Genomic DNA, 23,579 nt, shown 5'->3' with positions numbered 1-23,579 from the left:
TTGGTTTTAGCGGATTATAATTTTTTTATTTTGATGTTTCGGAACCAAATTGGGCTGGAGTGGTCCTGCAAGGCAATGAACCCTGTCTTGAACTTTCCGTAGTCAGGACTGTTCTTCCACTTGTCCGAGTTTTTCTTTTCGTGCCAAGCCTCATCCCAAGGGACAAATGACAACAATAGTTCCCCGTTGAGCCAGTGCTCCACTTTTTCAGGGGTGAAGACGATCTTGGAGCTGTTCCATTCCCCAGCGGGATGTAGGGTCTTGTTGGCCTTTGGTGGGTGCATGGCGTAGTCGGCTCCGGTTTGCTGCAAGGGCTTGAGTTCTTCAGGTTTATCAGTGTAGCCCAGACTGGTATTGTAGGCCGTAAGGTCATGGATGCGGGCATAGTTCTCGTCATCGATCAACTGATATTCGGGAGATACCACGGGAGGACCGTCGTAACCTTCCTTGACGTGGTAGAAGATGCCACTGTTGCCGCCTTCGGGAAGCTTCCATTCCATGTAGAGCTCAAAATTGTCGAACTCCTCGGCGCCGTAGATGATGTCCTTTCCGCCTTTGTAGTCCTGCTCCATGCCCAGTTCGGTGTCGAAAGTCAGGGTGCTGTCCTTTATGATCCAACCGGGGGGAAGGGTCTCCATGTTGTAGCCGCGCCAGCCTTCGGTACTGGTACCGTCAAAGAGATAGATCCATTCGGACTCTTCTGGCTCTGGTGTTTGTACTGTTTGTGCTTCTTGGGATTTTGATTGGTTTTTGCAGGCTGCCATCAGAACGACAAGAACGATGAGCCCAAAATAATTTCGCATAGTGTGGGTTGAGATTTAAATGAGGGAGTTAAAATACAAAATATTGTGAAACCTTTTTTCTTCCTTTTTCATTACATTTAGACACGACTAATTAACACTTTGAAAATGAAGACTTGCTTTTCCAAAATGGGTATGCTGCTGCTTACCTTCACGCTCTGCGTTGCTACCGTTCAATCCCAACGAAAAAAGAAAACCCAAACCACCCCAGAATATCCTGAGGAAATCTATTCCAGTTTGGAATATCGATTGATAGGTCCGTTCCGTGGCGGTCGCTCCGCTGCCGTTACAGGAGTACCCGGAGAACCCAATCTTTTTTACTTTGGCGCCACCGGCGGTGGGGTTTGGAAGACCACGGATGGTGGTCGATCATGGGAGAATATTTCCGATGGTTATTTTGGAGGAAGTATCGGTGCCGTTGAAGTGGCCAAAAGCGACCCCAATGTAATATATGTTGGAGGAGGGGAGAAAACCGTACGGGGGAATGTCTCCTCAGGATATGGTGTTTGGAAAACTGAAGACGGAGGAAAGACATGGGCATCCATGGGGCTCGAAAAAACAAGGCATATCCCCAGGTTAAAGGTCCATCCCACAAACCACGATATCGTTTATGCGGCAGTAATGGGCAATATTTATAAACCCACTAAAGAACGCGGAATATACAAGACTACTGATGGCGGTAAAACTTGGAGACAGATTCTTTTTGTGAATGAACATGCTGGTGCTGTAGACTTGACTTTTGATCCCAACAACCCAAGAATATTGTATGCTTCCACATGGAGGGTGCAACGTACCCCATATAGCTTAAGTAGTGGAGGCGAAGGTTCTGCACTTTGGAAGAGTACGGATAGCGGAGAGACTTGGACGGAAATCTCAAAAAATGATGGTTTCCCAAAAGATACCTTGGGGATTATTGGCGTGACGGTATCCCCAAAAAATAGCGAAAGGGTATGGGCCATAGTGGAAAACAAGGAAAAAGGAGGCTTGTACCGCTCAGATGATGGAGGAAAAAAATGGACCCGTGTGAATGAGGAGCGAAAACTGCGTCAAAGGGCTTGGTACTATACCCGCGTCTATGCCGATACGGAAGATGAGGATGTGGTTTATGTGCTCAATGTCCAATACCATAGAAGTACGGATGGAGGAAAAACCTTCAATACGTTTAATGCACCACATGGTGACCACCACGATCTTTGGATCGCTCCAGAGAACTCAAAACGGATGATCATTGGGGACGATGGTGGCGCACAGATCAGTTACGATGGCGGGGAAACATGGAGTACCTACTACAATCAACCCACCGCCCAATTTTATAGGGTCACTACGGATAATGCGTTTCCGTACCGCATCTATGTGGCGCAGCAGGATAATTCCACTTTGCGCATCAACCACCGGAGTGATGACAATTCCATAGGGGAGGACGATTGGGAAGAAACTGCCGGAGGCGAATCCGCGCACATTGTAGTAGACCCTACCAATGATGATATTGTGTACGGAGGTAGTTATGGAGGATTCCTGACTCGCGTCAACCACAAAAACAAAACGGTTAGGGGCATCAATGTTTGGCCGGATAACCCTATGGGGTATGGTGCCGAGGGAATGAAATACCGTTTCCAATGGAATTTCCCGATCATATTCAGCAAGCATGATCCCAAAAAGCTCTACACCTTTTCCAACCATGTCCACATGAGTATCAATGAAGGGCAAAGTTGGACCTTGTTGAGTGATGACCTAACCCGAAACGATTCTACAAAATTGGTGTCCAGTGGCGGACCCATAACACAGGACAATACCAGTGTGGAATACTATTGTACCATTTTTGCCGCCAATGAGAGTCCTTTAAAAGAAGGCCTGTTGTGGGTAGGAAGTGATGATGGACTGATCCATGTGACCCAAGATGGAGGAAAAACATGGGAAAATGTAACACCCGATGTCATGCCCGAGTGGAGTATGGTGAACAGCATTGAACCCTCCGCTTTTGATGAAGGGACCTGTTATGTAGCCGCTACCCGTTACAAATTGGGGGATTTCACACCTTATCTCTACAAGACCACGGATTATGGAAAAACATGGACCAAGATTACCAATGGGATTAATAATGAACATTTTACCCGTGTGGTACGTGAAGATCCAAAGAGAAAAGGATTGTTGTACGCCGGGACTGAAACCGGGATGTACATTTCCTTCAATGATGGCCAAAATTGGGAGAAATTCCAATTGAACCTACCCATTGTTCCCATTACTGACTTGACCATTAAGGACAACAACCTCATCGTGGCCACCCAAGGGCGAAGCCTTTGGATTATTGATGATCTTACGGTTTTACACCAATTGGATGGCTCCAAAAAATCGGCAGAAGCCATTTTGTTCCATCCCAAGGACAGTTATCGTACCAAGGGAGGAGTGGCCAAGACCCCGTCTAAAACCGAGGGGCAAAACCATCCCAATGGCGTGGTCACCCACTTTTACCTCAAAAATCTTTCGGAAAAAGACAGTGTGGCCCTTACCTATACCACGATGAACGGGGATACTTTGGCTTCATATAGCTCTTATGCGAAGGATAAGGACAAAAAGCTTACGGCCAAGAAAGGGGGCAATACCCATGTTTGGGATACCCGTGGCAAAGGAGCGGAAAAATTAGAGGGAATGATTCTCTGGTGGGCCAATTTGGATGGTGCCAAAGCGGTTCCGGGAAGCTATAAAGTGCACTTGAATGTGAACGGTGCCGATCAGCCCCAGGAATTTAAGATTCTTCCCGATCCCAGGGCGGAAGTTTCCGTGGCCGATATGCAAAAGCAGTTCGATTTTATTACCGACATCAATGAAACGGTGGACAGGGCCCATCAATCCATAAAGAAAATCCGGAAAATCAATGAAAAGCTGGATGCTTTTGTGAAGCAGTACAAAGACAATGAAGCTACCAAGGCCTTGGTGGAAAAGGCCGAAAAAATGAAGGAAGACTTTGGGGAAATAGAAAAGGCGCTTTATCAAACCCAAAACCGAAGCAACCAAGACCCCTTGAACTTCCCCATACGGTTGACCAATAAACTGGCCCACTTGAACAGCTTGGTGTCCATAGACGATTTCCCTCCAACAGAACAGGATATGGCCGTGAAAAATGAACTTTCAGGAAAGATAAAGGAACAATTGAATGCCTTTGATGCTTTGGTGGATAAAGAGATTGATGCGTTCAACAATGAGTTCAACCAATTGGAATTGGACTATTTGAGTATTGAGGATTAAAAAGAAACCTAAACCCGACCGGACATGAAAAAAGTAAGCTTTCTTTTAGGGGTGCTTTGTGCTACCCTGACTTTTGGGCAAACCGCCAATGACTATTTCAAACCCATGAAATTCAGGAACATTGGTCCGTTTCGTGGTGGACGGTCCGTAACCGCCAGTGGTGTTGTGGGAGACCCCTTGACCTATTACATGGGAACAACGGGTGGTGGATTGTGGAAGACCAACAATGCCGGGCAACAATGGGAAAACATTTCGGATGGTTTTTTTGAAATGGGTTCTGTTGGGGCGGTTTCCGTATCGGCCTCCAATCCCAATGTGGTGTATTGCGGGATGGGCGAACATGCCCCCCGCGGGGTAATGACCTCTTATGGGGATGGCGTTTACAAATCCAATGATGCCGGCAAGACATGGGTCAAGCTGGGATTGGAAAAAACACAGCATATCTCCCGAATCATTGTGCATCCTACCAATCCGGATATCGTTTATGTAGCGGCTCAAGGAGCACTTTACGGTCCCAATAAGGAACGAGGGCTGTACCGCTCGGTGGATGGAGGAAAAACATGGAAGAACATTCTTTTTGTCAATGAACTTACGGGCGCCGTGGAACTTTCCATGGATGCCAATAATCCCTTGGTGTTGTACGCGGCCATGTGGGAGCACCAACGTAAACCCAATATTGTGATCAGTGGGGGCACTGGAAGCGGATTGTACAAAAGTACCGATGGAGGGGATACTTGGACCGAATTGACCGAAGGGCTTCCCAAAGAAAAAGGAAAAATGGCCATTGCGGTAAGCGCGGCCAATTCCGATAAGGTATATGCCCTGATTGAAAGCGATTCCAATGCAGATAAGGGCGGACTTTTCGTTTCCGGCGATGCCGGGAAAAGCTGGAGCATGGTGAGTGGCGATAACCGATTGGTGCAACGGGCTTGGTATTATATTGAGGTGTTTGCCGACCCCAATGACGAGGATACGGTATATGTGCTCAGTGCAGAAATGTTTCGGTCTGAAGATGGCGGGAAAACCTGGGAGACCATTTCCGTACCCCATGGCGACACCCATGATCTTTGGATCAATCCGAATAACTCCAAGAACATGGTAATGGCGGACGATGGTGGGGCCACCATAAGCTTTGATTACGGCAAAACGTGGACGCTTCAAGAGAATATGCCCACGGCCCAATTCTACCGCATCAGTACCGATAATCTTTTTCCATACAACATCTATGGTGGGCAACAAGACAATACCTCGGTGAAGATTGCAAGTCTTTCTTTAGGTCGATGGAGCATAAGCCGGGAAGACTGGCATTATTCCGCAGGAGGGGAGAGTGCCTTTTTGGCTTTTGACCCGGACAATCCCAGATATGTGATGGGCGGAAGTTATTTGGGAACCATTGAATTGTTGGATATGGAAACCAAGATGGCCACGGATGTCATGGCGGCTCCCATTCAATATTTGGGGCGTGAGGCCAGAAACATGAAATATTTGTACAATTGGAATGCCCCCATCATTTGGTCCCAACACGAACCCGGAACATTTTATCACGGCGCTCAGCTAGTGCTTCGCACTAGGGACAACGGGGTTACTTGGGAAGAAATTTCACCGGACCTTACCCGTGATCAAGATGACAAGCAGGGCAATGGCGGTGGACCCTATACCAATGAAGCTGTGGGAGCCGAAAACTATGGCACCCTGTCATACATGATTGAGTCCTCCCATGAAAAAGGGGTTTTCTATACAGGAAGTGATGACGGATTGGTGCACATTACCAAAAATGGAGGCGAAACCTGGGAGAACATCACCCCAAAAGGACTTCGGGAGTGTTTGATCAATGCCATTGAAGTATCGCCCCATGACCCAGCCACGGTCTACATGGCTACAACGCGTTATAAGTTCAACGACCATACCCCGGCATTGTACAAAAGCTCGGACTATGGCAAGACATGGTCCAATATCAGCACGGGAATCCCGTATGGTTCCTTTACCCGTGTAGTTCGGGAAGACCAAGGGCGTAAGGGGTTGTTGTATGCAGGCACGGAAAAAGGGCTTTACATTTCTTGGAACGATGGTAGAAACTGGGAACCATTGCAGTTGAATCTGCCCAAAGCACCCATCACGGATTTGAAAGTGCATCAGGGAGATTTGATCGTGGCCACTTCAGGGCGGTCTTTTTGGATTTTGGACAACATCACGACCCTGTCCCAATACAAGGCCAATGCCAATGCGCTGCAACTCTTTCAGCCAGAAGATGCCGTGAACGGATTTTGGTTCAGTCCCCTTAACAGCAGCTCAAAAGAGGTGACGGGGACCAATCCATACGAAGGAGTGAACCCGGCCAATGGCATGGTCATCCACTACAATCTGCCCAAAGCCATGGACAGTACGGAAATCACTTTGGAGATTTTGAACCAACAGGATAAGGTAGTGCGCAGTTTCACCTCGGAAAAGGATAAGGACTACAAACCTCATCATGGGGGTGGGGCACCTCCGGCACCAGTGTTGGGTACGGACAAAGGGTTGAATCGCTTTGTATGGGATTTAAAGACCTCCATCCTCCCCGGCATTCCCGATGTCTATATTGAAGCCAATTTCACTGGACATAAAGTACCTCCCGGTACCTACACCCTACGTTTGAAAGCCAATGGGGAAACCGTGACCACTACGGGAGCAGTGTTAAGCCCCCCCAATACGAATATGACTCCCGAACGGTATAGGGAACATGATGTGTTCATGACAGAACTGGAAACCAACCTTACTGATATGCACCAAAGAATGAATACCCTTTTCAAGGTACAGGGTCAGTTGAAGAAGTTGTTGGAAGAATTGAACGATGAAAGCTTGAAAGCAGAAGGCAAAGCCCTGCTGGAGAAGCTCAAGGCATGGGATGGAGACATGGTACAACGAAAGTCACAGGCCTATGACGATGTGGAGAATTTTCCCAACAAGTTCTCGGCGGAATATTTGTTTTTGATGAACCAGAGCAACAGTGCCCTGCCCCAGATCAATCAAGCGTCAAAAGACCGTAAACGGGAATTGGATGCGCAATGGGTAGGACTTAAGCAAAGAGCCGTAACTTTGATGGCTGCCGATATCCCCAATTTCAACAAGAAACTTTGGGAAAATGGGGTAGGGGCACTTCGATTGTAATCGTAAAAAAGCGTACTGTTGATTTACCCATATATTAAATCCTTGCACCTCATTTTTGTGGTCACCTGGTTTGCGGGACTGTTCTACATTCCCCGTCTGTTCATCTATCATATTGAAGCTTGGCAAAAACCCTCCCCGGAGCGGGAGATATTGACCGACCAATTGAAGCTGATGACCAAACGCCTATGGTACATCATCACATGGCCTTCGGCCATTCTGTGCACCCTGTTTGCGGTTTGGATGCTTATTTTGATGCCCTCTTGGCTACAACAACCTTGGATGCATGTAAAACTGGGATTTGTGCTGCTGTTGTTCGGGTATCATTTTAAATGCCATCAAATTTTTAAGCAATTGCAGCGCGATGAGGTAACATACACCTCCAAGTTTATGCGTATCTGGAACGAGGGGGCCACCTTGATCCTCTTTGCCATCGTGTTTCTGGTAATCCTTAAAAGTGCCTTTAATTGGATTTATGGGGTTATTGGTATTGTGGTGCTGGGCATTCTTTTGATGTTGGGCATTCGACTCTATAAACGTATCCGGGACAAGAATCCGAATGCTTAAGAAAGTTCAAATATCAAGTTCAAGTTTCAAGCTCAGTTAATTTGGTAGGAACCTAATTTTGAGCTTGCGCTTGAACTTGAACTTACTCTTGTGCCTCATTTGGCTTGATAATTGTGTAATTTTACCTCAAACCAAATACGCTTGTTCAGTAAACTATCCTTACGATCCCGGATATTCTTCAGCATGATATTATTGGTGGTCATTGCCTCCGTATTGATTGCCGGGGTCACCATTTACCAATATAGTGAACAGGGAAGGGACTATCACGAAAACAGGGTGGAGCGTAAGGAAGAACAGGTACTCCAAAGTATTTCCTATACCATACGGGAAACCACCTACCCCGTAAACACGGAAAATCTTGGCTTGATCTTCATGGATGAAATCTATAAGATAGCCGATGTCCAAAATGTCAACTTTAATATTTACGACCTTGAGGGTAGTTTGATCAAAAGCTCCAGACCTAGTTTTGAGGCCGATTCCATTTCCAATTGTCTGGATGCACAAATACTGAACCATCTGCGGGACAGTGACGATAAGCGATATGTACAGGAGCAACGGGCGGCCGGCGATAATTACCAAGCAACGTATACGTACATTAACGATACTAGGTTTAAACCAATCGGTATAGTCAACCTTCAGTACTTTGAGGACAATACTTTCAACAATAAGGAGCTCAAGGAGTTTCTTTTCCGTTTGGGAGGGGTGTACCTGATCATGCTGCTCTCGGCAATTTTTCTGGCCTACTTCATTTCAAAATACATTACCCGATCGCTCCAGACCATTTCGGATAAGATCAACAGGACCAACCTTACCCGGCAAAATGAAAAGATCTATATTGAAAGCCCCGGGCAAGAAATTGGGAAATTGGTGGATTCGTACAACAGAATGATCGATGAATTGGAGGAAAGCGCGGTAAAATTGGCCAAGAGCGAACGCGAACAGGCATGGCGTGAAATGGCCAAACAGGTGGCCCACGAAATTAAAAACCCGTTGACGCCGCTACGACTTACCGTACAGAATTTTGAGCGCAAGTTCGATCCCCAAGACCCCGAGATACAAACCAAGGTCAAGGAATTTTCAAAAACCCTGGTTCAGCAAATAGATACCATGAGCAATATTGCCACGGCTTTTTCCAGTTTTGCCAATATGCCTGCCCAGCAGAACGAGACCTTGAATGTGGTAAAGATCGTAAAGTTGGCCTTGGAGATCTTTACGGAAGATTACATCCATTTTATTGCCGATGAGGAAGAGATCATTGCCAAACTGGACCGCACCCAGTTGATCAGGGTCATCACCAATTTGGTGAAAAATGCCATACAGGCCGTTCCCGAGGTGGCATCTCCCCGAATATTGGTAACCGTTTCCTCGGAAGGGGAACAAGTAAAGATTTCCGTGGCGGACAATGGAGTGGGCATTTCGGATGGATACAGACAAAAGGTCTTTGAGCCCAAGTTCACCACCAAATCCAGCGGAACCGGCCTTGGTCTGGGAATGGTAAAGAACATTGTGGAAAACTACGGCGGAACCATTAACTTTACTTCACAAGTAGGCAAGGGAACCGTTTTTATTGTTAGGTTCCCAAAACAATCTTAGGCACTGGTCAGGTCGAGCGCAGTCGAGACCTCAAAATAAACAACACATGGACTACGAGAACATCTACATTGAAGAAGAGAACAACATAGCTACCGTCACCATTGATCGGCCCAAAAAACTGAACGCCCTCAACAAACGGACCATTGAGGAATTGCATGTGGCGTTTAAGGAGTTGGATGAGGACCCCGATACCAAGGTCATTGTCATTGTGGGTAGTGGTGAAAAAGCCTTTGTGGCCGGCGCGGATATTTCGGAATTTGCCCATTTTTCGGTAAAGGAAGGCCGCCAACTGTCTGCCATGGGCCAAAAAAACCTGTTCGATTATATTGAAAACCTATCCACTCCCGTCATTGCAGCCATCAATGGCTTTGCACTGGGCGGAGGATTGGAACTGGCCATGGCCTGCCATTTTAGGGTGGCGAGCACCAATGCCAGAATGGGCCTCCCGGAAGTCTCACTCGGGGTCATCCCCGGTTATGGGGGTACACAGCGCCTCCCACAACTTGTGGGCAAGGGAAGGGCCATGGAAATGATCATGACGGCGGGTATGATCGATGCAGACAAAGCCTTCGCTTATGGCTTGGTCAATCATGTGGTGTCCCCGGAGGAATTGTTGCCCCTTTGTGTCAAAATAGCAAGCAGGATATCGAATAATTCCACTGTGGCCATAAAACAGGCAATAAAAGTGGTAAATGCTGGTTTTAAGTATGATGTTGATGGTTATGCCGCCGAAATAGACGCCTTTGGCCATTGTTTTGGGACCGATGACTTCAGGGAAGGCACATCGGCCTTTTTGGAAAAGCGCAAGGCAGATTTCCCCGGCTCATGACCATAGGCGCGACCAACCCAAATCGAAATGAAAAAACAAATCGTCCTGTTGGGCCTTCTTCTTATGGGTATTGTGGCACAGGCCCAAAAAATGCCCGTTTCCTATAATTTTGGTGAAAAATACAACGACCGCTACCGCTATTCCAACCTGTTGACCATTGATGATGACGGTACCGGGGGCTATATCTTGGTCCGGGCCTATTACCAAGGCTTGATCTTAAGACCTAAAGGTTACCTCATAGAACATTACAATGCCGACCTAGAGTTGGTGACAGAATACAACTACAAGCTCAAGGGGCTCGACTTTGTGGACGGATTCCTGAAAAACGGCCAATTGAACCTCATGTTCCTCAACTATAATGAGGGCAGGCACGAATACGAATATTGGGTGCATTCCAGCCCCATTATCACTTTTGATTTTAAGGAGAAAAAACTACTTTCCATCAGCTCGGAACAGGTAGATCATCCCGTGGGGAAAAACTACTACAACCGAAATTTTTCCAGGGGATTTACCACGGCCATCCTTTTTGATGAGGATAAAAGAGGCTTTGTGATCAGTACCCATCATAAAAGGGGAAAGGACAACAAGCATATGATCCATATGTTCGATACGGCCCTGAACAAAAAATTCGAGTTCGACTTCTCCAACGAGATCGAGGAAAAGAACTATGCCTTTGAGAACGTGGCCTTCTCGCAGGACCTGCAGACCGCGTATATCGTGGGGAAAGCCTATTTTAAGAAGAAACGTTTTCAAGTGGACGAGCGAAAGTTCCAGTACGAGCTTATAAGGGTTAACACCAACGGAAGCAGTTCACAATCGTTCGTGGATCCCGGAAAATATCCCGAAGCGCTCTATCCGGTCCGTTTTAAAAACAGACTGGTCTGTATTGGATTTTATGCTGATAGAAAGGACAATCGCTACAACGGAATCGCCTATTTTGATCTAGATCCCACCTCGCTCAACATCAATTCCCAAAAATACAATCCCTTTTCGCAACAGTTCATGGAAGACAAGTTTGGCAGGGAAGAGGACAAGGTGGTCAAGAATTTGGTCTTCAAAGGGGTACAGATTACTCCAAACGACGATATCTTCTTTAATGCGGAAGAATACTTTGTTACCACCGGTATGGAAGTCACGGGTGCCGGACAGCGTATTAAAACGGAGCGTTACCACTATAACGACATTGTAAGTGCCAAGTTAAGGCCCAATGGCGAAATGGACTGGGTGCGCAACATCAACAAGACCGAGGTAACCCGCGGCGATGGCGACTATGCCTCTTACAGCTCTTACTGCAAGGATGGCAACACCTACTTCTTTATCTGTACCGCTGCGGACAACCCACAGCTTATAGGCAACGAACGCCTTATCTTTAAACAGGGCTTTAGCCGAAACCGCAATGTGTTCATGATCTCCTTGGACCCCAACGGCGCCTTGGATTATGAGAAGGTCATAGACCAACAAGAGGCCCGTTTGCCCCTCATGGTCTCCAAGCCTTTAAAGGATGCCACTGCGGACCACATGCTGTTCTACGCCAAACGGGGCGGTAAAAAGCAATTGGTCAAGGTAGATTTTAACTGATCGACCACAAAAAGCAGCTTAAAATTCCCACAGCAGATTTCATCCGTCAATTCTAAACGGCAATCCGTCAATCCAAACGGGTCACGGGTCAACTAGGCCCCAAAATACCCAATAGGGCCACGTACTTTTGGTTCTGGATAACAATTAAATAAAAAATTATGAAATCAATTAAAGTACTGGGCATGGCCCTTTTGGGAATGTCCATTATAATGGCCTCTTGTTCCGGTGAAGATGGAAAAGACGGTTTGCCTGGAGATAAAGGAGACAAAGGTGCTCAAGGTGACCAAGGGCCAAAAGGTGATCAGGGTGATCAGGGAGAACAAGGAGAACAAGGTATTCCTGGGGAAGACAAACCCAATGTGGATTTTTATTTCCAAGAGGGGTTTAAGGGGTACAACGGAACACATGACACCTATATCAACGAACAAGCTACATCAACCAATTATGATGGAGAGGATTTGACCATAGGCTACAATACCACTTTAGATAGAAGTAGAAATACCATTATTCGTTTTGATGGGATAGAAGGGGTTGCCTCGGATTTTGTGGAAAGTGGCGAATCCTGTACGGATGGTTTTTATATCAATCAAGCTATACTATATGTATATCTGTCCAACTACAGCAAAGTAGGAGTGGGCACCAACCAACCGGCGATACAACTGTATTGCGGTTTTTACAATGGAGGTACCGATGATCCTGTTTTTGAAGAGACCGATGCGACTTGGAACATGGCCAATGCTAATGATGCTTGGTTTGTGGCAGGAGGAGTGAGCGCCTTATTTGACTATGGATTAACTACAGCAGTGGATGACTACATTGTGCCAATTCAGTTTAATGAAGCAGGAATTGGTACAGGAGCCATTGGTTGGGTGGCCATCCCGTTGCCAAGAACTTTGGTAAGTCAATGGATTTGTACTCCAGAATCTAACAAAGGCATGCGAATCAGGTTTGAGGAAACTGAAGTTAATGCCAATAGTACTAATATGTTAATAGAGTTTGAATCCAGCGAGAGTGATAATGTAGACTTACGTCCCCTTTTGGTCATCGAGACCGAGGATATAGACCCGGCTGCCGGCAAAATGGCCCCGAGCAGTAAGGCCCAAGATTGGGATAGTATGTCCTACGAAGAAAAAATGGCGCCCCTGTACCGCTACTTTGCGGCCAAGGGCCTATAACAAGCTTTCCTTTTTCCCGTACCTACCTGCAGAGAGAGTCCCGTCCGGGGCTCTTTCTTTTTTATGTCAGTTCGAGCTGTCATCCTGAGCGCAGTCGAAGGAGCAGTCGAGAACCCTGTTCTGAGCGCAGTCGAAGGAGAAGTCGAAAGGGTAGTCCAGGTAGTCCAAGGAGTAAGTGGAAAGTCCAAATATTCAGGACCTCAAGTCATTTCGAACATCCCGATAGTTATCGGGAGTGAGAAATCTAAAAGTTACCAGTAAAATATGAGATTTCTCGTTGCACTCGAAATGACATCAAGACTTCATCTTATTTCTGACGCTGCCCTGAGTACGGTTTGAATACTTCTTCAATCTAAGTTTCTGTTACCTTTGTCAGTTCGAGCGCAGTCGAGAACCCTGCCCTGAACCCTGCCCTGAGCCTTGCCTTGAGCCAAGTCGAAAGTGCGGTCGAAGGGTAGTCCAAGGCGTAAGTGGGAAATCCAAATATTCAGGACCTCAAGTCATTTCGAACATCCCGATGGTTATCGGGAGTGAGAAATCTAAAAGTTACCGGTGAAATATGATGAGATTTCTCGTTACACTCGAAATGACATCAAGACCCCATCTCATTTCTGACGCTGCCCTGAGTACGGTTTGAATACTTCTTCAATCTAAGTTTCTGTTACCTTTGTCAGTTCGAGCGCAGTCGAGAACCAAGCCCTGAACCCTGTCCTGAGCCAAGTCGAAAGTGCAGTCGAAGGGTAGCCCAAGGAGTAAGTGGAAAGTCCAATTATTCAGGACTTCAAGTCATTTCGAACATCCCGATGGTTATCGGGAGTGAGAAATCTAAAAGTTACCAGTGAAATATGAGATTTCTCGTTACACTCGAAATGACATCAGGGCTTCATCTCATTTCTGACCCTGTCCGAAGGAACAGTCAAGAACTACATTACTTAGGGTTACTTTCGTCAACCTGAACTTGTTTCAGGTTCCCATCTTTTTGGAAACAGTTCAATACGATGCTGAACTAAATTCAGCATGACAGTTTTATACCTTTTAACCATCAACCATCAACCATCAACCATCAACCATCAACCATCAACCATCAACCATCAACCATCAACCCTTCACCTTTTAACATTCACTCAAAACCAAACAGGGGAAATAATCCATAAATTTGGAATAAATCCAAAAAATGGAACCTAAAAAATACCAAAAAGGCCGTGGGGCCCAAAAGAACACACCCAATCAATTCTTGCAGCACGTGTACGAAATGCGGGAAGATTTTCTGGAGTTCTGCCGTTTGGAGGGCGAGGAAGCCGAGAGTAATAAGACCCAATACATCCCTATTTTTCCCAAGACCATTGTAAACAAGGTAGACAGCCCCGATGTGGGGATGATGTACTCCATGAACCCCTACCAAGGCTGTGAACATGGCTGCATTTATTGCTATGCCCGTAATGCCCATGAGTATTGGGGTTATAGCGCCGGACTGGATTTTGAACGCAAGATTTTGGTCAAAAAGGCGGCGCCGGAACTGTTGGAAGCCAAGATCAAGCACAAAAACTGGAAGGCGTGCACCATTGTACTTTCGGGCAATACGGATTGCTATCAACCCGCAGAGCAAAAATTTGAAATTACGCGTAAATGCTTGGAAGTCTTCCTAAAATACCGTCACCCGGTGGGCATCATCACCAAAAATGCATTGGTGTTGCGCGATTTGGATATTTTAAAGGATCTCAATGCCCATCAATTGGTGGGGGTCAATATTTCGGTGACCTCCCTTTCGGAAAAGACCCGAAGAAAACTGGAACCCCGCACGGCGTCCATCCAAAAAAGATTGAAGACCATTAAGGTCCTATCCGAAAACAACATTCCCGTCAACGCCATGTTGGCACCCATGATACCCGGCATCAACAGTCATGAGCTCTTGCCCTTGGCCAAGGCCGTGGCCGATCATGGGGCCCGTTCGTTTGCCATAACCGTGGTGCGTTTGAACGGGGCCATTGGACAGATCTTTACGGATTGGATCAAAAAGGCCATGCCCGATCGGGCCGAAAAGGTACTGCACCTGATCCAAGATTGCCACGGAGGGTCTATCAACGATAGCCGGTTTGGGGTTCGGAATCGGGGAGAGGGAAAGATTGCCCAACAGATTCACGATATGGCCCACTTGGCCCGAAAAAAATATTTTAGGGACAGGCAGTTTCCCAGATTACGGACCGATTTGCACGAACCCTATAAAAATGGTCAGATGAAATTATTTTGATACGGTCATTTCAGGGTTGTATGCGACGGAGAAATCTATTTTTCAACTATTTTTAAAGAATTGTCCAAACAAGGGTTGTGTGTTCGTCCTTAGGATGAAAACAATATATAACCAGTCCTAAAAAAGGACACAAAACGAAACGTCATGAGTAATTTTTTGTATCTGTTCAGAGGTGGCGATGATGCCTTTGACAAATTGTCCCAAGAAGAAAAGCAGGCCCACATGGAAGTTTGGGGCGCATGGATGGGAGGCTTGAAGGAAAAAGGGAAGTTATTGGACGGACTCCCCTTGGGAAAGGATGGAAAAGTGGTCAGCAATAAAGGCGAAGTGGTCACCAATGGTCCCTTTGCGGAAGGCGCCGAAATGGTGGGCGGATATTTGATCGTATCGGCCAAGGACTATGACGAGGCCGTGGAAATTTCAAAAGGTTGTCCCATTTTTGATTATGAGGGAAGCTTTGTGGAGGTACGTGAAATCCTTTCCATGGAACACTGATTTAAAAAATGGAAAACCTATGTCATTTCGAACGAATGTGAGAAATCTAGTGAAACGAGAAATCTCTTATGGCAATTTTATGATTTAGATTTCTCACATTCGTTCGAAATGACGCAATTAAGAAAGTAGTCTTTTAAAAGTAATGCAACAGGACCACCACGCAACCGTAGAACACCTTTTTAGACAGGAATATGGGAAAGTGGTGGCCCTATTGACCCATAAGTTCGGGACTTCTTATTTGGAACCGATAGAGGATGCCACCCAGGACTCTTTTGTGAAGGCCATGCAAGTCTGGGCCTACAAATCCGTTCCAGAGAACCCAACGGCCTGGTTGTATCGCGTGGCGAGCAACCGGTTGATTGATATGCTGCGAAGGGACAAAAAAATGGACCTTCAAGATACGGAACGATTGTCCCAATACAGCGGAACGGAACAAAATGGCGCCCCCTCCTTGGATGCCACCCTTTCGGACAGCCAATTAAAAATGATATTCGCCTGTTGCCACCCCGCGCTTTCCCAAGAGCATCAAATTGTGTTGAGTTTGAAACTTATTGGGGGGTTCAGCAATAAGGAACTGGCAGAGGCCTTGTTGAAAAAGGAGGAAGCGGTGGCTAAATCCTTTACCCGGGCCAAGAAAAAATTCCGGGAAGAGGTGAAAATGCTGAAGATTCCTGTGGAAATGGGGCTTCAATCGCGTTTGTTCCGGGTATTACAGGTCATTTATCTGTTGTTTTCGGAAGGCTATGCGGCCACCTCGGGCACCCTGGTCATTAAAAGGGACATTTGTTATGAGGCCTTGCGATTGGCCTTGTTGATGCAGCAAAACACCTATTGCCAACACCCCAATTTAGAGGCATTGATCGCTTTGATGTGTTTTCACGCCTCCCGCTTTGATGCCCGATTGGATGATAACGGAGCGTTGGTCACTTTGGAACATCAGGATCGGAGCAAATACAACCAAGAATTGATTGCGATTGGGATGCGCCATTTGGAACAGGCAGGAACCCAAGACCGCACGCCTTCCAAGTATCATTTGGAAGCAGCCCGATCGTATTACCATTCCACCGCTAAAAGTTTTGCCAAGACCGATTGGAAGAACATACTCTATCTATATGACCTGCAACTGAAATTGGAACCTTCACCTATGGTGGCCTTGCATCGGATTGTGGCCTTTGCCAAGATCCATGGTGCTGAAAAGGCATTAGGGGAACTGGAGCAATGGGAACAGAAAAACAACTTTTCTGATCAAGCCCTTTTCCATGCCATCAAGGCCGAACTTTGGTCTGATTTGGGAAAAACCAAGGAACAAAGGACTGCTTTGGAAAGGGCCATTGCCCTGACCGAAAATGAACTGGTCAAAGCACACTATCAAAAGAAAATGAAAACCTAACGCCCTAAGTGGTACAGGTTACATGTCTTCTTCCCCAACATGCTTCTTATAAAATTTCCAAGCCTCATGGGCCACATCACGGCCCAGTTCCAATCCAGCAATATTGTCCGCTTGGATGTGGTATCCACCAAGCACCCTTGAAATTCCAGCCATTTCGGCCGTTTTGGTGAACGTGGGAAACTTAAGGGTCACGGTATCCCCAAGGTTCTCCGGTTCGGTAAGGGAACCGGCCACGAGTTCCACTTCAGAGCCAAACTCATCGCTGCCTGTCCAAAGTTTTAATGCTTCGGCACAGCCTCCACTTATGGTGCTGTGACCCGAGGTGTAACTTGGGAATGGTGGGCATAAGAACGTATCTGGGGAATAGGGGCGCCATTGGTTTCCATCCATCTCGACCATCCCTTTTCCGACTCCGCCCCAAGCTTTTATTTTCTGTTGGTCATAGTATTCATGTACCAAGGCGAAAGGTCTGGCAAAGTCATAGAACATTTTGCTGTCCCATGAGGCAATGAAGGCGTCCATGGCCACCACTTGGTTGTAGAAGAACATTTTTACATCTTGATCCAAGCTGTGGTTGTCCCTGATGGATACTTCTTGGGCAAACTTTAACCAGTGTCCTGCCTGTTGCACCGATTGGGGTCCATCTCGCATGAACTCCACCAAGGCTTTTTGCTCGTCGGTGAGGTTGGCCTGCATTTCAATGACTTCCTGTACTTCTTTCTCAAGCTGTTCCGAGCCAATCTGAGGAGGTGGACCGGGCCTGAATTGATCTCCGGATTTCATGGATATAGGGGTTACCTTGTCCCAAAAAGGGGTAAGACAACCAGGGGCGAACTGCCCACCTTTTCCATCTGAAAAATATTTGGGTTGCCAACGGTTGGGATCCACATTGCTGTCAACGGAATTCACAGGTTCATACCCCACATAATTGAAATAAGGCACCCCATTGGAACCTTCTTCCTCCCCATATTGATTGGCGCCATCTCCCTTTCGGGCCTCAATGACCGCTTTGGCGGCCAAATTACCAATGCCTTCTGGGGTATTGGGATCCAGACTTTCATTATTGGGGTCCAGGCCAAGCTCTTTCATGAAATCGGTGAAGAGTTCCTTGTCCGAATAATAATATTCGTTCATGGCCCTATATGCGGCATAACTAATGGCAATTTCCTTGTTTTTCAGGGTTTGTTCATCCATGGGACGTCTATCCACTCCCTCCAGATACACAGGGATGGCCTTTTCATCATAACGGGACCAAGCATCAAAGATGGAAACAAATATCAACCCTAAAAATCGAGAGGTTATGGTGGGCCTTGGTTTGAATTTTTCCGTATCGTTGGCCGTGGCGGTGATGGCCATCTGGCTCCATTGGTAGGCAAGGTTTTCAGCTCCAAGGGGTTGGGCCGCTTCCGCCATGTTTTGGCTTTCTTTTCCGTTAGCACCTTGTTTACAGGCCATAACGACTGCCAATGCAAATAGCAGTAAGAATGCTTTTTTCATCATAGGTGTGTTGTTTAGAGAAGTTACATCAGACGGATATGGACCGTTTGTTGTCCATATCCATCGTGCAATGTAGTAATTTTGAAAAAATTACGACAGTTCCCAACCTTTACGGTAGTTGCGGGTGACCCATTCATTGGCCTTGTCGTAATTGGTGATCTTCATGTTTTCACCATCCCAGAAAAGTTTGCGTCTTCCCGGGTAGTCGTATGGATCCCAATCCCCCACTTTTTTACCTTCCTTCAATACTTTGTATTGATATGCTTTTACAGCCAAGTTACCCATAAGAACGGTTTCGGTCAAAGGACCTGCTTTGGAGAAATCCGAAGAAGTAGATCCTCCCTTGAGGCACACATCAACAAAATTGGCAATGTGACCGCCCATGCTACCGGGCACTCTAGGATATTTTGGTTTTGGAGCTTTGTACAGGTCCATCATATCGGTAGGTAGCAAACGTGCATTTTGGGAGTACGTATCGCAAACCAAAATACCTCGTTCCCCATACATGATGGTTCCACCATCCCGATTACCGACCATCTCACCATCTTTGAGTTCATCGGGCAAGTTGGGCATAATGCCCCCGTCGTACCAATTCAGGGCAATATCCCCGTGGTATTCGTGGTCAAATTTCAAATGTATTTTGGAAGAAGGAGGGCAGGAAGGGCTATAATCGGCCTCCACAAAATCACCTACCCAAACGGTGGTGCAGCTAGCTTCGGCTTCAGTTGGATATCCCAAATCCAATACGCTGAACGGAGTTTCCATGATATGGCATCCCATATCGCCCAAAGCACCTGTTCCAAAATCCCACCAACCTCGCCATTTAAAGGGAAGGTAGGCTTCATTATAATCGCGCATGGCGGCTGGGCCCAACCATAGGTCCCAATCCAATCCTTTTGGAATTCGTTGTTTTTCTGTAGGTACGGCAACTCCTTGTGGCCAAACTGGACGGTTGGTCCAACAATCTATCGTATGGATTTTTCCAATAATTCCAGACTCGACCCACTCTCTCGCAATTCGGCTATCATCACTGGAAGCGCCTTGATTTCCCATTTGGGTAACAATACCATTTTCTTTGGCCACTTGGGTCATCAGACGGGCTTCATGGATATTATGGGTAAGGGGTTTTTCCACATAAGCATGCTTTTTTTCCCGCATAAAAGGGAGTGCAATGGTAGCATGCATATGGTCGGGGGTGGCTACCATTATGGCATCAATATCATTCAAATGCGCGTCAAAGACTTTTCTGAAATCCTTGTATCGTTTTACATCTGGGAATTTTTCGTAAGTATCTTTGGCCCGTCGATCATCTACATCACAAAAGGATACAAACTTTACCTTTCCAGTATCATTGAGGCCTTTGATGACTCCACTTCCCCTACCGCCAACACCAAAAGCACCAACATAGAGGGTATCACTGGGAGGAACATGGGTCTTGCCCAGAACATGACTGGGTACAATGGAAAACGCAGCGGAGGCCGCTGCGGCATTTTGAATGAATTTTCTTCTTTGCATTGTGTTAGTTTTGATTGCGATTACAAGATACAAAAAACTGCTAGAGACAAAAGTTTTACCGATTGCCGTTCCACTCACCAAAAAACTGGTCTAGGTAAGTTTCCATGAACTGGTGTCTCTCCTTGGCAAGTTTTCTCCCGGTTTCAGTGTTCATGCGGTCCTTGAGCAGTAGTAGCTTTTCGTAAAAATGATTGATGGTAGGGGCTTTGGAGGCCTTGTATTCCTCTTTGGTCATCTGAAGATTGGGTGCGATTTTTGGGTCGTACAATGCCCTATTTTTAAAGCCTCCATAATTGAAGGCTCGTGCTATGCCGATGGCACCAATGGCATCCAGACGGTCCGCATCCTGGACCACTTCCAGTTCTTTGGAAGCAAAGGCCGTTCCGCTGTTCTCCAGACTGTTTTTAAAGGACATATGTTGAATGATATTCACCACATGGTCTATAGTGGAGGCATCTACTTGTTGGGATTCCAAAAACGTTCTGGCCATTTCCGGGCCAACGGATTCGTCCCCATCATGGAATTTTGGGTCCGCTATATCGTGGAGCAGTGCGGCAAGCTCCACAACAAGGGCATTGGTCTTTTCCTGTTTGGATATGAGCCTGGAAGTATTGAAGACCCGTTCAATATGAAACCAATCATGACCTCCTTCCGCATTTTCCAGCGCTTTCTTGACAAAGGAAATGGTGTTTTGGATGAGTTGATCGTGATTCATTGATTTGTGATTATCCCCGAAGCGATAGTGGCTTCAATTTGGGCAATGAGTTCATCGGAATTACCCTTGTTCTCTACAGGGGCATGCACCTTTAGTGTAAGGTGGGAGCCCAATCCCATGGGAAATTTTCCATAGCGTAATAATTTCCAAGAGTTGTTTATACTAATGGGAACAATCAAGGCGGAAGGGGCCTTTTTCATCAATACTTTGAGTCCAGTGGTCCTAAAAGGCTTGGGAACACCATTTCTACTCCGGGTACCTTCAGGGAAAATTACGGCGCTTCGGTTGTGTTTTTCAATATACGTGCCCAGTTTTTGCAACTCGGCAATGGATTGTTTGGGGTCTTTTCTATCAATCAATGCCGAACCACTATGCCTTAAATTGAAGGATACGCTTGGGATGCCCTTTCCCAGTTCAATCTTGCTCACAAATTTGGGGTGGTGTTTCCGCATGTACCAAATAAGGGGAGGGATGTCGTACATGCTCTGATGATTGGAAACTACGATCAAAGGTCTGTCCGTGGGGATATTGTGGGTGTTTTCAAAGGTATATCGGGTGCCCAATAGGTTGGTACATCGCATAATGAACCAGTTGAGTATGGAAACGCTTCTTTTGTGGGCATTGTACCCAAATATCTTCAGGCAGATCCATTGGATGGGGTGAAAAATGACCAAGACCAATCCAAAGCTAATAAAGAAAAGAGTGGTAAAGAGATAGGAAAACAATTTGGCAAGTGTCATTTTTGGATGTTCAGTTTTTGGTAGGATGTAAAAATAAAAAAACCACCCTTTAAGGGTGGCTTGTTTTTGAGATGGAAGGGGATATTTAACAAAATTCGTTATACGCTTCCATCAAATTTTCTGCGATAAGCTCAGCAGGCCTACCTTCAATATGGTGTCTTTCGATCATGTGTACCAATTCCCCATCCTTAAAAAGGGCCATACTTGGCGATGATGGAGGGAAGGGAACCATATGGTTCCTCGCCGTGTTCACGGCATCGGTGTCCACTCCGGCAAATACGGTCGCCAAATGGTCAGGTTTTTTTGAATTCTGCAAGCTCAATTTGGCCGCTGGTCTTGCATTGGCTGCTGCACAACCACAGACCGAGTTGACCACAATCAACGTGGTGCCCTCTTGCTTAAGGGCATTCTCAACGGCTTCACTTGTATATAGTTCTTCAAACCCGGCGGTGGCCAAGTCTGCTCGCATAGGTTTTACCAATTCTTCAGGATACATAGACTACTTTTTAATTAAAGTCCAAAGATACGGTTTTGTTGGTTTATTTTCATGCCCCTTAACATTGTATAAGGCTTAGCTTCTTGTGCAAAGCCCTATATTTGGGCTTTAATTTTTTGTAGGATGATCAAGTGGGTTGCGGCCTTAATCGGATTTTTTATTAGGGGAATTGTAGGGGCGGTATTAGGGTTCTTTGTGGGCAGCATACTGGATGGACTTGGGGGCTCTTCAAAATCATCAAGGACGGTGTTTCAGGATTTTACCCGCCAGAGCGTTTCCCCGGCCGATTTTGAACTGAACCTACTCTCTCTTTGCTCTATTATCATCAAGGCCGATGGACAGGTAAGCCAGCGGGAATTGGACTATGTACGCCAATACTTTTTAAGTACCTATGGCAAGGAAAAGGCCAATGCCATTTTCAGGACTTTCAATGAAGTGATCAAGAAGAGGGAAATCTCCGCCCAACGAATTTGTACTTATATGGTCCAACGCACCCGTTACGAGGTACGGTTGCAATTGCTGCACTTTTTGTTCGGGATTGCCCAAGCCGATGGACAGGTAAGTCAGGCAGAGACTTCCAAGTTGCGGGAAATTGCCGGGTACCTTCGGGTGGGGATGCACGATTTTGAAAGTATCATGGCCATGTTCATCAAATCTGCCGATAATGCCTATAAGATTTTGGAGATAGAAAGGAGTGCTACCGACGAGGAGGTGAAAAAGGCCTATAGAACCATGGCCAAAAAATATCATCCAGACCGTGTGGTGACCGAGGACAAGGCCATTCAAAAAGGGGCCGAAGAGAAATTCAAGGAGGTGCAAAAGGCCTACGAGACCATTCAGAAAGAACGTGGGATTTCTTAGGTTTGGTTAGGAGTTAGGAGTTAGGAGTTAGGAGTTAGGAGTTAGGAGTTAGGAGTTAGGAGTTAGGATGGAACTGACTTAAAAATTTAAATAGATAAGTATGCAGGAATTTTGGTTTTACATTAAGCTGGGTCTGAAGCATGTACTCGATTTTGGGGCCTATGACCATATTTTGTTTCTATCGGCCTTGGCCATCCCCTTTACGTTTAGACACTGGAAACGGGTGGTTATCTTGGCCACCATATTCACCATAGCCCATTGTGTGTCCTTGGCACTTTCGGTTTATGAAGTTGCCACTATTGATGTTGGACTTATAGAATTTCTGATTCCGGTTACCATTTTGCTCACGGCTCTATTCAACTTTGCCTATGTGTTCAAAGAGGCATTGGATGTTGGACTTTTTCTACATGTTTTGGCTACGGCCTTTTTTGGGTTGATCCATGGTTTTGGGTTTTCCAACTATTTTAAAATGCTCATGGCCGAGGAAGAGGACAAGATTACCCCTCTTTTGGGTTTTGCCACAGGAATAGAACTTTCCCAGGTGACCATCATCTTGGCGATTTTGACCTTGGCATTTGTGGTTTTGGATGTACTGAAGGTAAAAAGACCCATTTTTATCGCGGTGGCCTCTATTTTGGTGATTGCCATTACAATACCCTTACTCATTGCAACGTTTCCCATGTAGGCCCTTCG

Annotated in this window: 18 protein-coding genes; 12 read left to right on the top strand and 6 right to left on the bottom strand. The window is 46.2% G+C overall.

The genetic code is table 11. From position 1 onward, the window contains the following. Positions 1–14 precede the first annotated feature (14 nt). The gene (locus ACPD8L_RS10060) at positions 15–803 is read right to left on the bottom strand and encodes a 3-keto-disaccharide hydrolase (RefSeq protein WP_421810497.1); all 789 of its coding nucleotides are present in this window, start codon (positions 801–803) and stop codon (positions 15–17) included. A 105-nt stretch (positions 804–908) separates the two neighbouring features. On the opposite strand from ACPD8L_RS10060, the gene ACPD8L_RS10055 reads away from it, so the two are divergent. From ACPD8L_RS10055 to ACPD8L_RS10010, 10 genes are all read left to right on the top strand, one after another. After that, the gene (locus ACPD8L_RS10055; protein ID WP_423943216.1) at positions 909–4,043 is read left to right on the top strand and encodes a VPS10 domain-containing protein; all 3,135 of its coding nucleotides are present in this window, start codon (positions 909–911) and stop codon (positions 4,041–4,043) included. Positions 4,044–4,067: 24 nt separating this feature from the next. Continuing rightward, complete coding sequence (locus ACPD8L_RS10050; RefSeq protein ID WP_423943214.1) at positions 4,068–7,190, top strand: VPS10 domain-containing protein; 3,123 nt, start codon at positions 4,068–4,070, stop codon at positions 7,188–7,190. 18 nt (positions 7,191–7,208) lie between these two features. After that, positions 7,209–7,754, top strand: a complete 546-nt coding sequence (locus ACPD8L_RS10045) for a CopD family protein (protein WP_116216813.1) — start codon at positions 7,209–7,211, stop codon at positions 7,752–7,754. Between the two features lie 183 nt (positions 7,755–7,937). Beyond that, positions 7,938–9,347, top strand: coding sequence for a sensor histidine kinase (locus ACPD8L_RS10040; protein ID WP_423943859.1), 1,410 nt, complete (start codon positions 7,938–7,940; stop codon positions 9,345–9,347). A 46-nt stretch (positions 9,348–9,393) separates the two neighbouring features. Continuing rightward, positions 9,394–10,176: an enoyl-CoA hydratase/isomerase family protein gene (locus ACPD8L_RS10035; protein ID WP_423943212.1), complete on the top strand. Its 783-nt coding sequence runs from the start codon at positions 9,394–9,396 to the stop codon at positions 10,174–10,176. A gap of 27 nt (positions 10,177–10,203) precedes the next feature. Continuing rightward, positions 10,204–11,754 carry a hypothetical protein gene (locus ACPD8L_RS10030; RefSeq protein ID WP_423943210.1) on the top strand — a complete coding sequence of 517 codons (1,551 nt, stop codon included), beginning with the start codon at positions 10,204–10,206 and terminating at the stop codon, positions 11,752–11,754. A gap of 158 nt (positions 11,755–11,912) precedes the next feature. Then, positions 11,913–12,929: a DNRLRE domain-containing protein gene (locus tag ACPD8L_RS10025; protein WP_423943209.1), complete on the top strand. Its 1,017-nt coding sequence runs from the start codon at positions 11,913–11,915 to the stop codon at positions 12,927–12,929. Between the two features lie 1,174 nt (positions 12,930–14,103). Continuing rightward, on the top strand, positions 14,104–15,177 hold the full coding sequence (locus tag ACPD8L_RS10020; protein WP_421810503.1) for a PA0069 family radical SAM protein: 1,074 nt from the start codon (positions 14,104–14,106) through the stop codon (positions 15,175–15,177). Positions 15,178–15,321: 144 nt separating this feature from the next. Next, positions 15,322–15,672, top strand: a complete 351-nt coding sequence (locus tag ACPD8L_RS10015; protein WP_421810504.1) for a YciI family protein — start codon at positions 15,322–15,324, stop codon at positions 15,670–15,672. 142 nt (positions 15,673–15,814) lie between these two features. After that, the gene (locus ACPD8L_RS10010) at positions 15,815–17,062 is read left to right on the top strand and encodes an RNA polymerase sigma factor (RefSeq protein ID WP_421810505.1); all 1,248 of its coding nucleotides are present in this window, start codon (positions 15,815–15,817) and stop codon (positions 17,060–17,062) included. An 18-nt stretch (positions 17,063–17,080) separates the two neighbouring features. Here the strand turns inward: ACPD8L_RS10010 and ACPD8L_RS10005 are convergent, their stop codons facing one another. The 5 genes from ACPD8L_RS10005 to ACPD8L_RS09985 form a co-directional block, all read right to left on the bottom strand. Then, entirely contained in the window at positions 17,081–18,562 is a 1,482-nt protein-coding gene (locus ACPD8L_RS10005; RefSeq protein ID WP_421810506.1) for a vanadium-dependent haloperoxidase, read from the bottom strand. 87 nt (positions 18,563–18,649) lie between these two features. Then, complete coding sequence (locus ACPD8L_RS10000) at positions 18,650–20,074, bottom strand: Gfo/Idh/MocA family protein (protein WP_423943207.1); 1,425 nt, start codon at positions 20,072–20,074, stop codon at positions 18,650–18,652. Between the two features lie 55 nt (positions 20,075–20,129). After that, complete coding sequence (locus ACPD8L_RS09995) at positions 20,130–20,789, bottom strand: HD domain-containing protein (RefSeq protein WP_421810508.1); 660 nt, start codon at positions 20,787–20,789, stop codon at positions 20,130–20,132. Beyond that, positions 20,786–21,529: a lysophospholipid acyltransferase family protein gene (locus ACPD8L_RS09990; protein ID WP_421810509.1), complete on the bottom strand. Its 744-nt coding sequence runs from the start codon at positions 21,527–21,529 to the stop codon at positions 20,786–20,788. The genes ACPD8L_RS09995 and ACPD8L_RS09990 overlap by 4 nt, the downstream gene beginning before the upstream one ends. Before the next feature lie 85 nt (positions 21,530–21,614). Then, complete coding sequence (locus ACPD8L_RS09985) at positions 21,615–22,025, bottom strand: BrxA/BrxB family bacilliredoxin (protein ID WP_116216826.1); 411 nt, start codon at positions 22,023–22,025, stop codon at positions 21,615–21,617. Positions 22,026–22,148: 123 nt separating this feature from the next. Between ACPD8L_RS09985 and ACPD8L_RS09980 the strand changes: the two genes are divergently transcribed. Then, positions 22,149–22,886: a TerB family tellurite resistance protein gene (locus tag ACPD8L_RS09980; RefSeq protein ID WP_116216827.1), complete on the top strand. Its 738-nt coding sequence runs from the start codon at positions 22,149–22,151 to the stop codon at positions 22,884–22,886. A 100-nt stretch (positions 22,887–22,986) separates the two neighbouring features. Beyond that, positions 22,987–23,571 carry a HupE/UreJ family protein gene (locus ACPD8L_RS09975; protein WP_423943204.1) on the top strand — a complete coding sequence of 195 codons (585 nt, stop codon included), beginning with the start codon at positions 22,987–22,989 and terminating at the stop codon, positions 23,569–23,571. Positions 23,572–23,579: the final 8 nt, after the last annotated feature.

This window comes from Flagellimonas algicida (assembly GCF_049629585.1).
Taxonomy (GTDB): Bacteria; Bacteroidota; Bacteroidia; order Flavobacteriales; family Flavobacteriaceae; genus Flagellimonas.
This window is presented reverse-complemented; position numbering and strand designations above follow the sequence as displayed.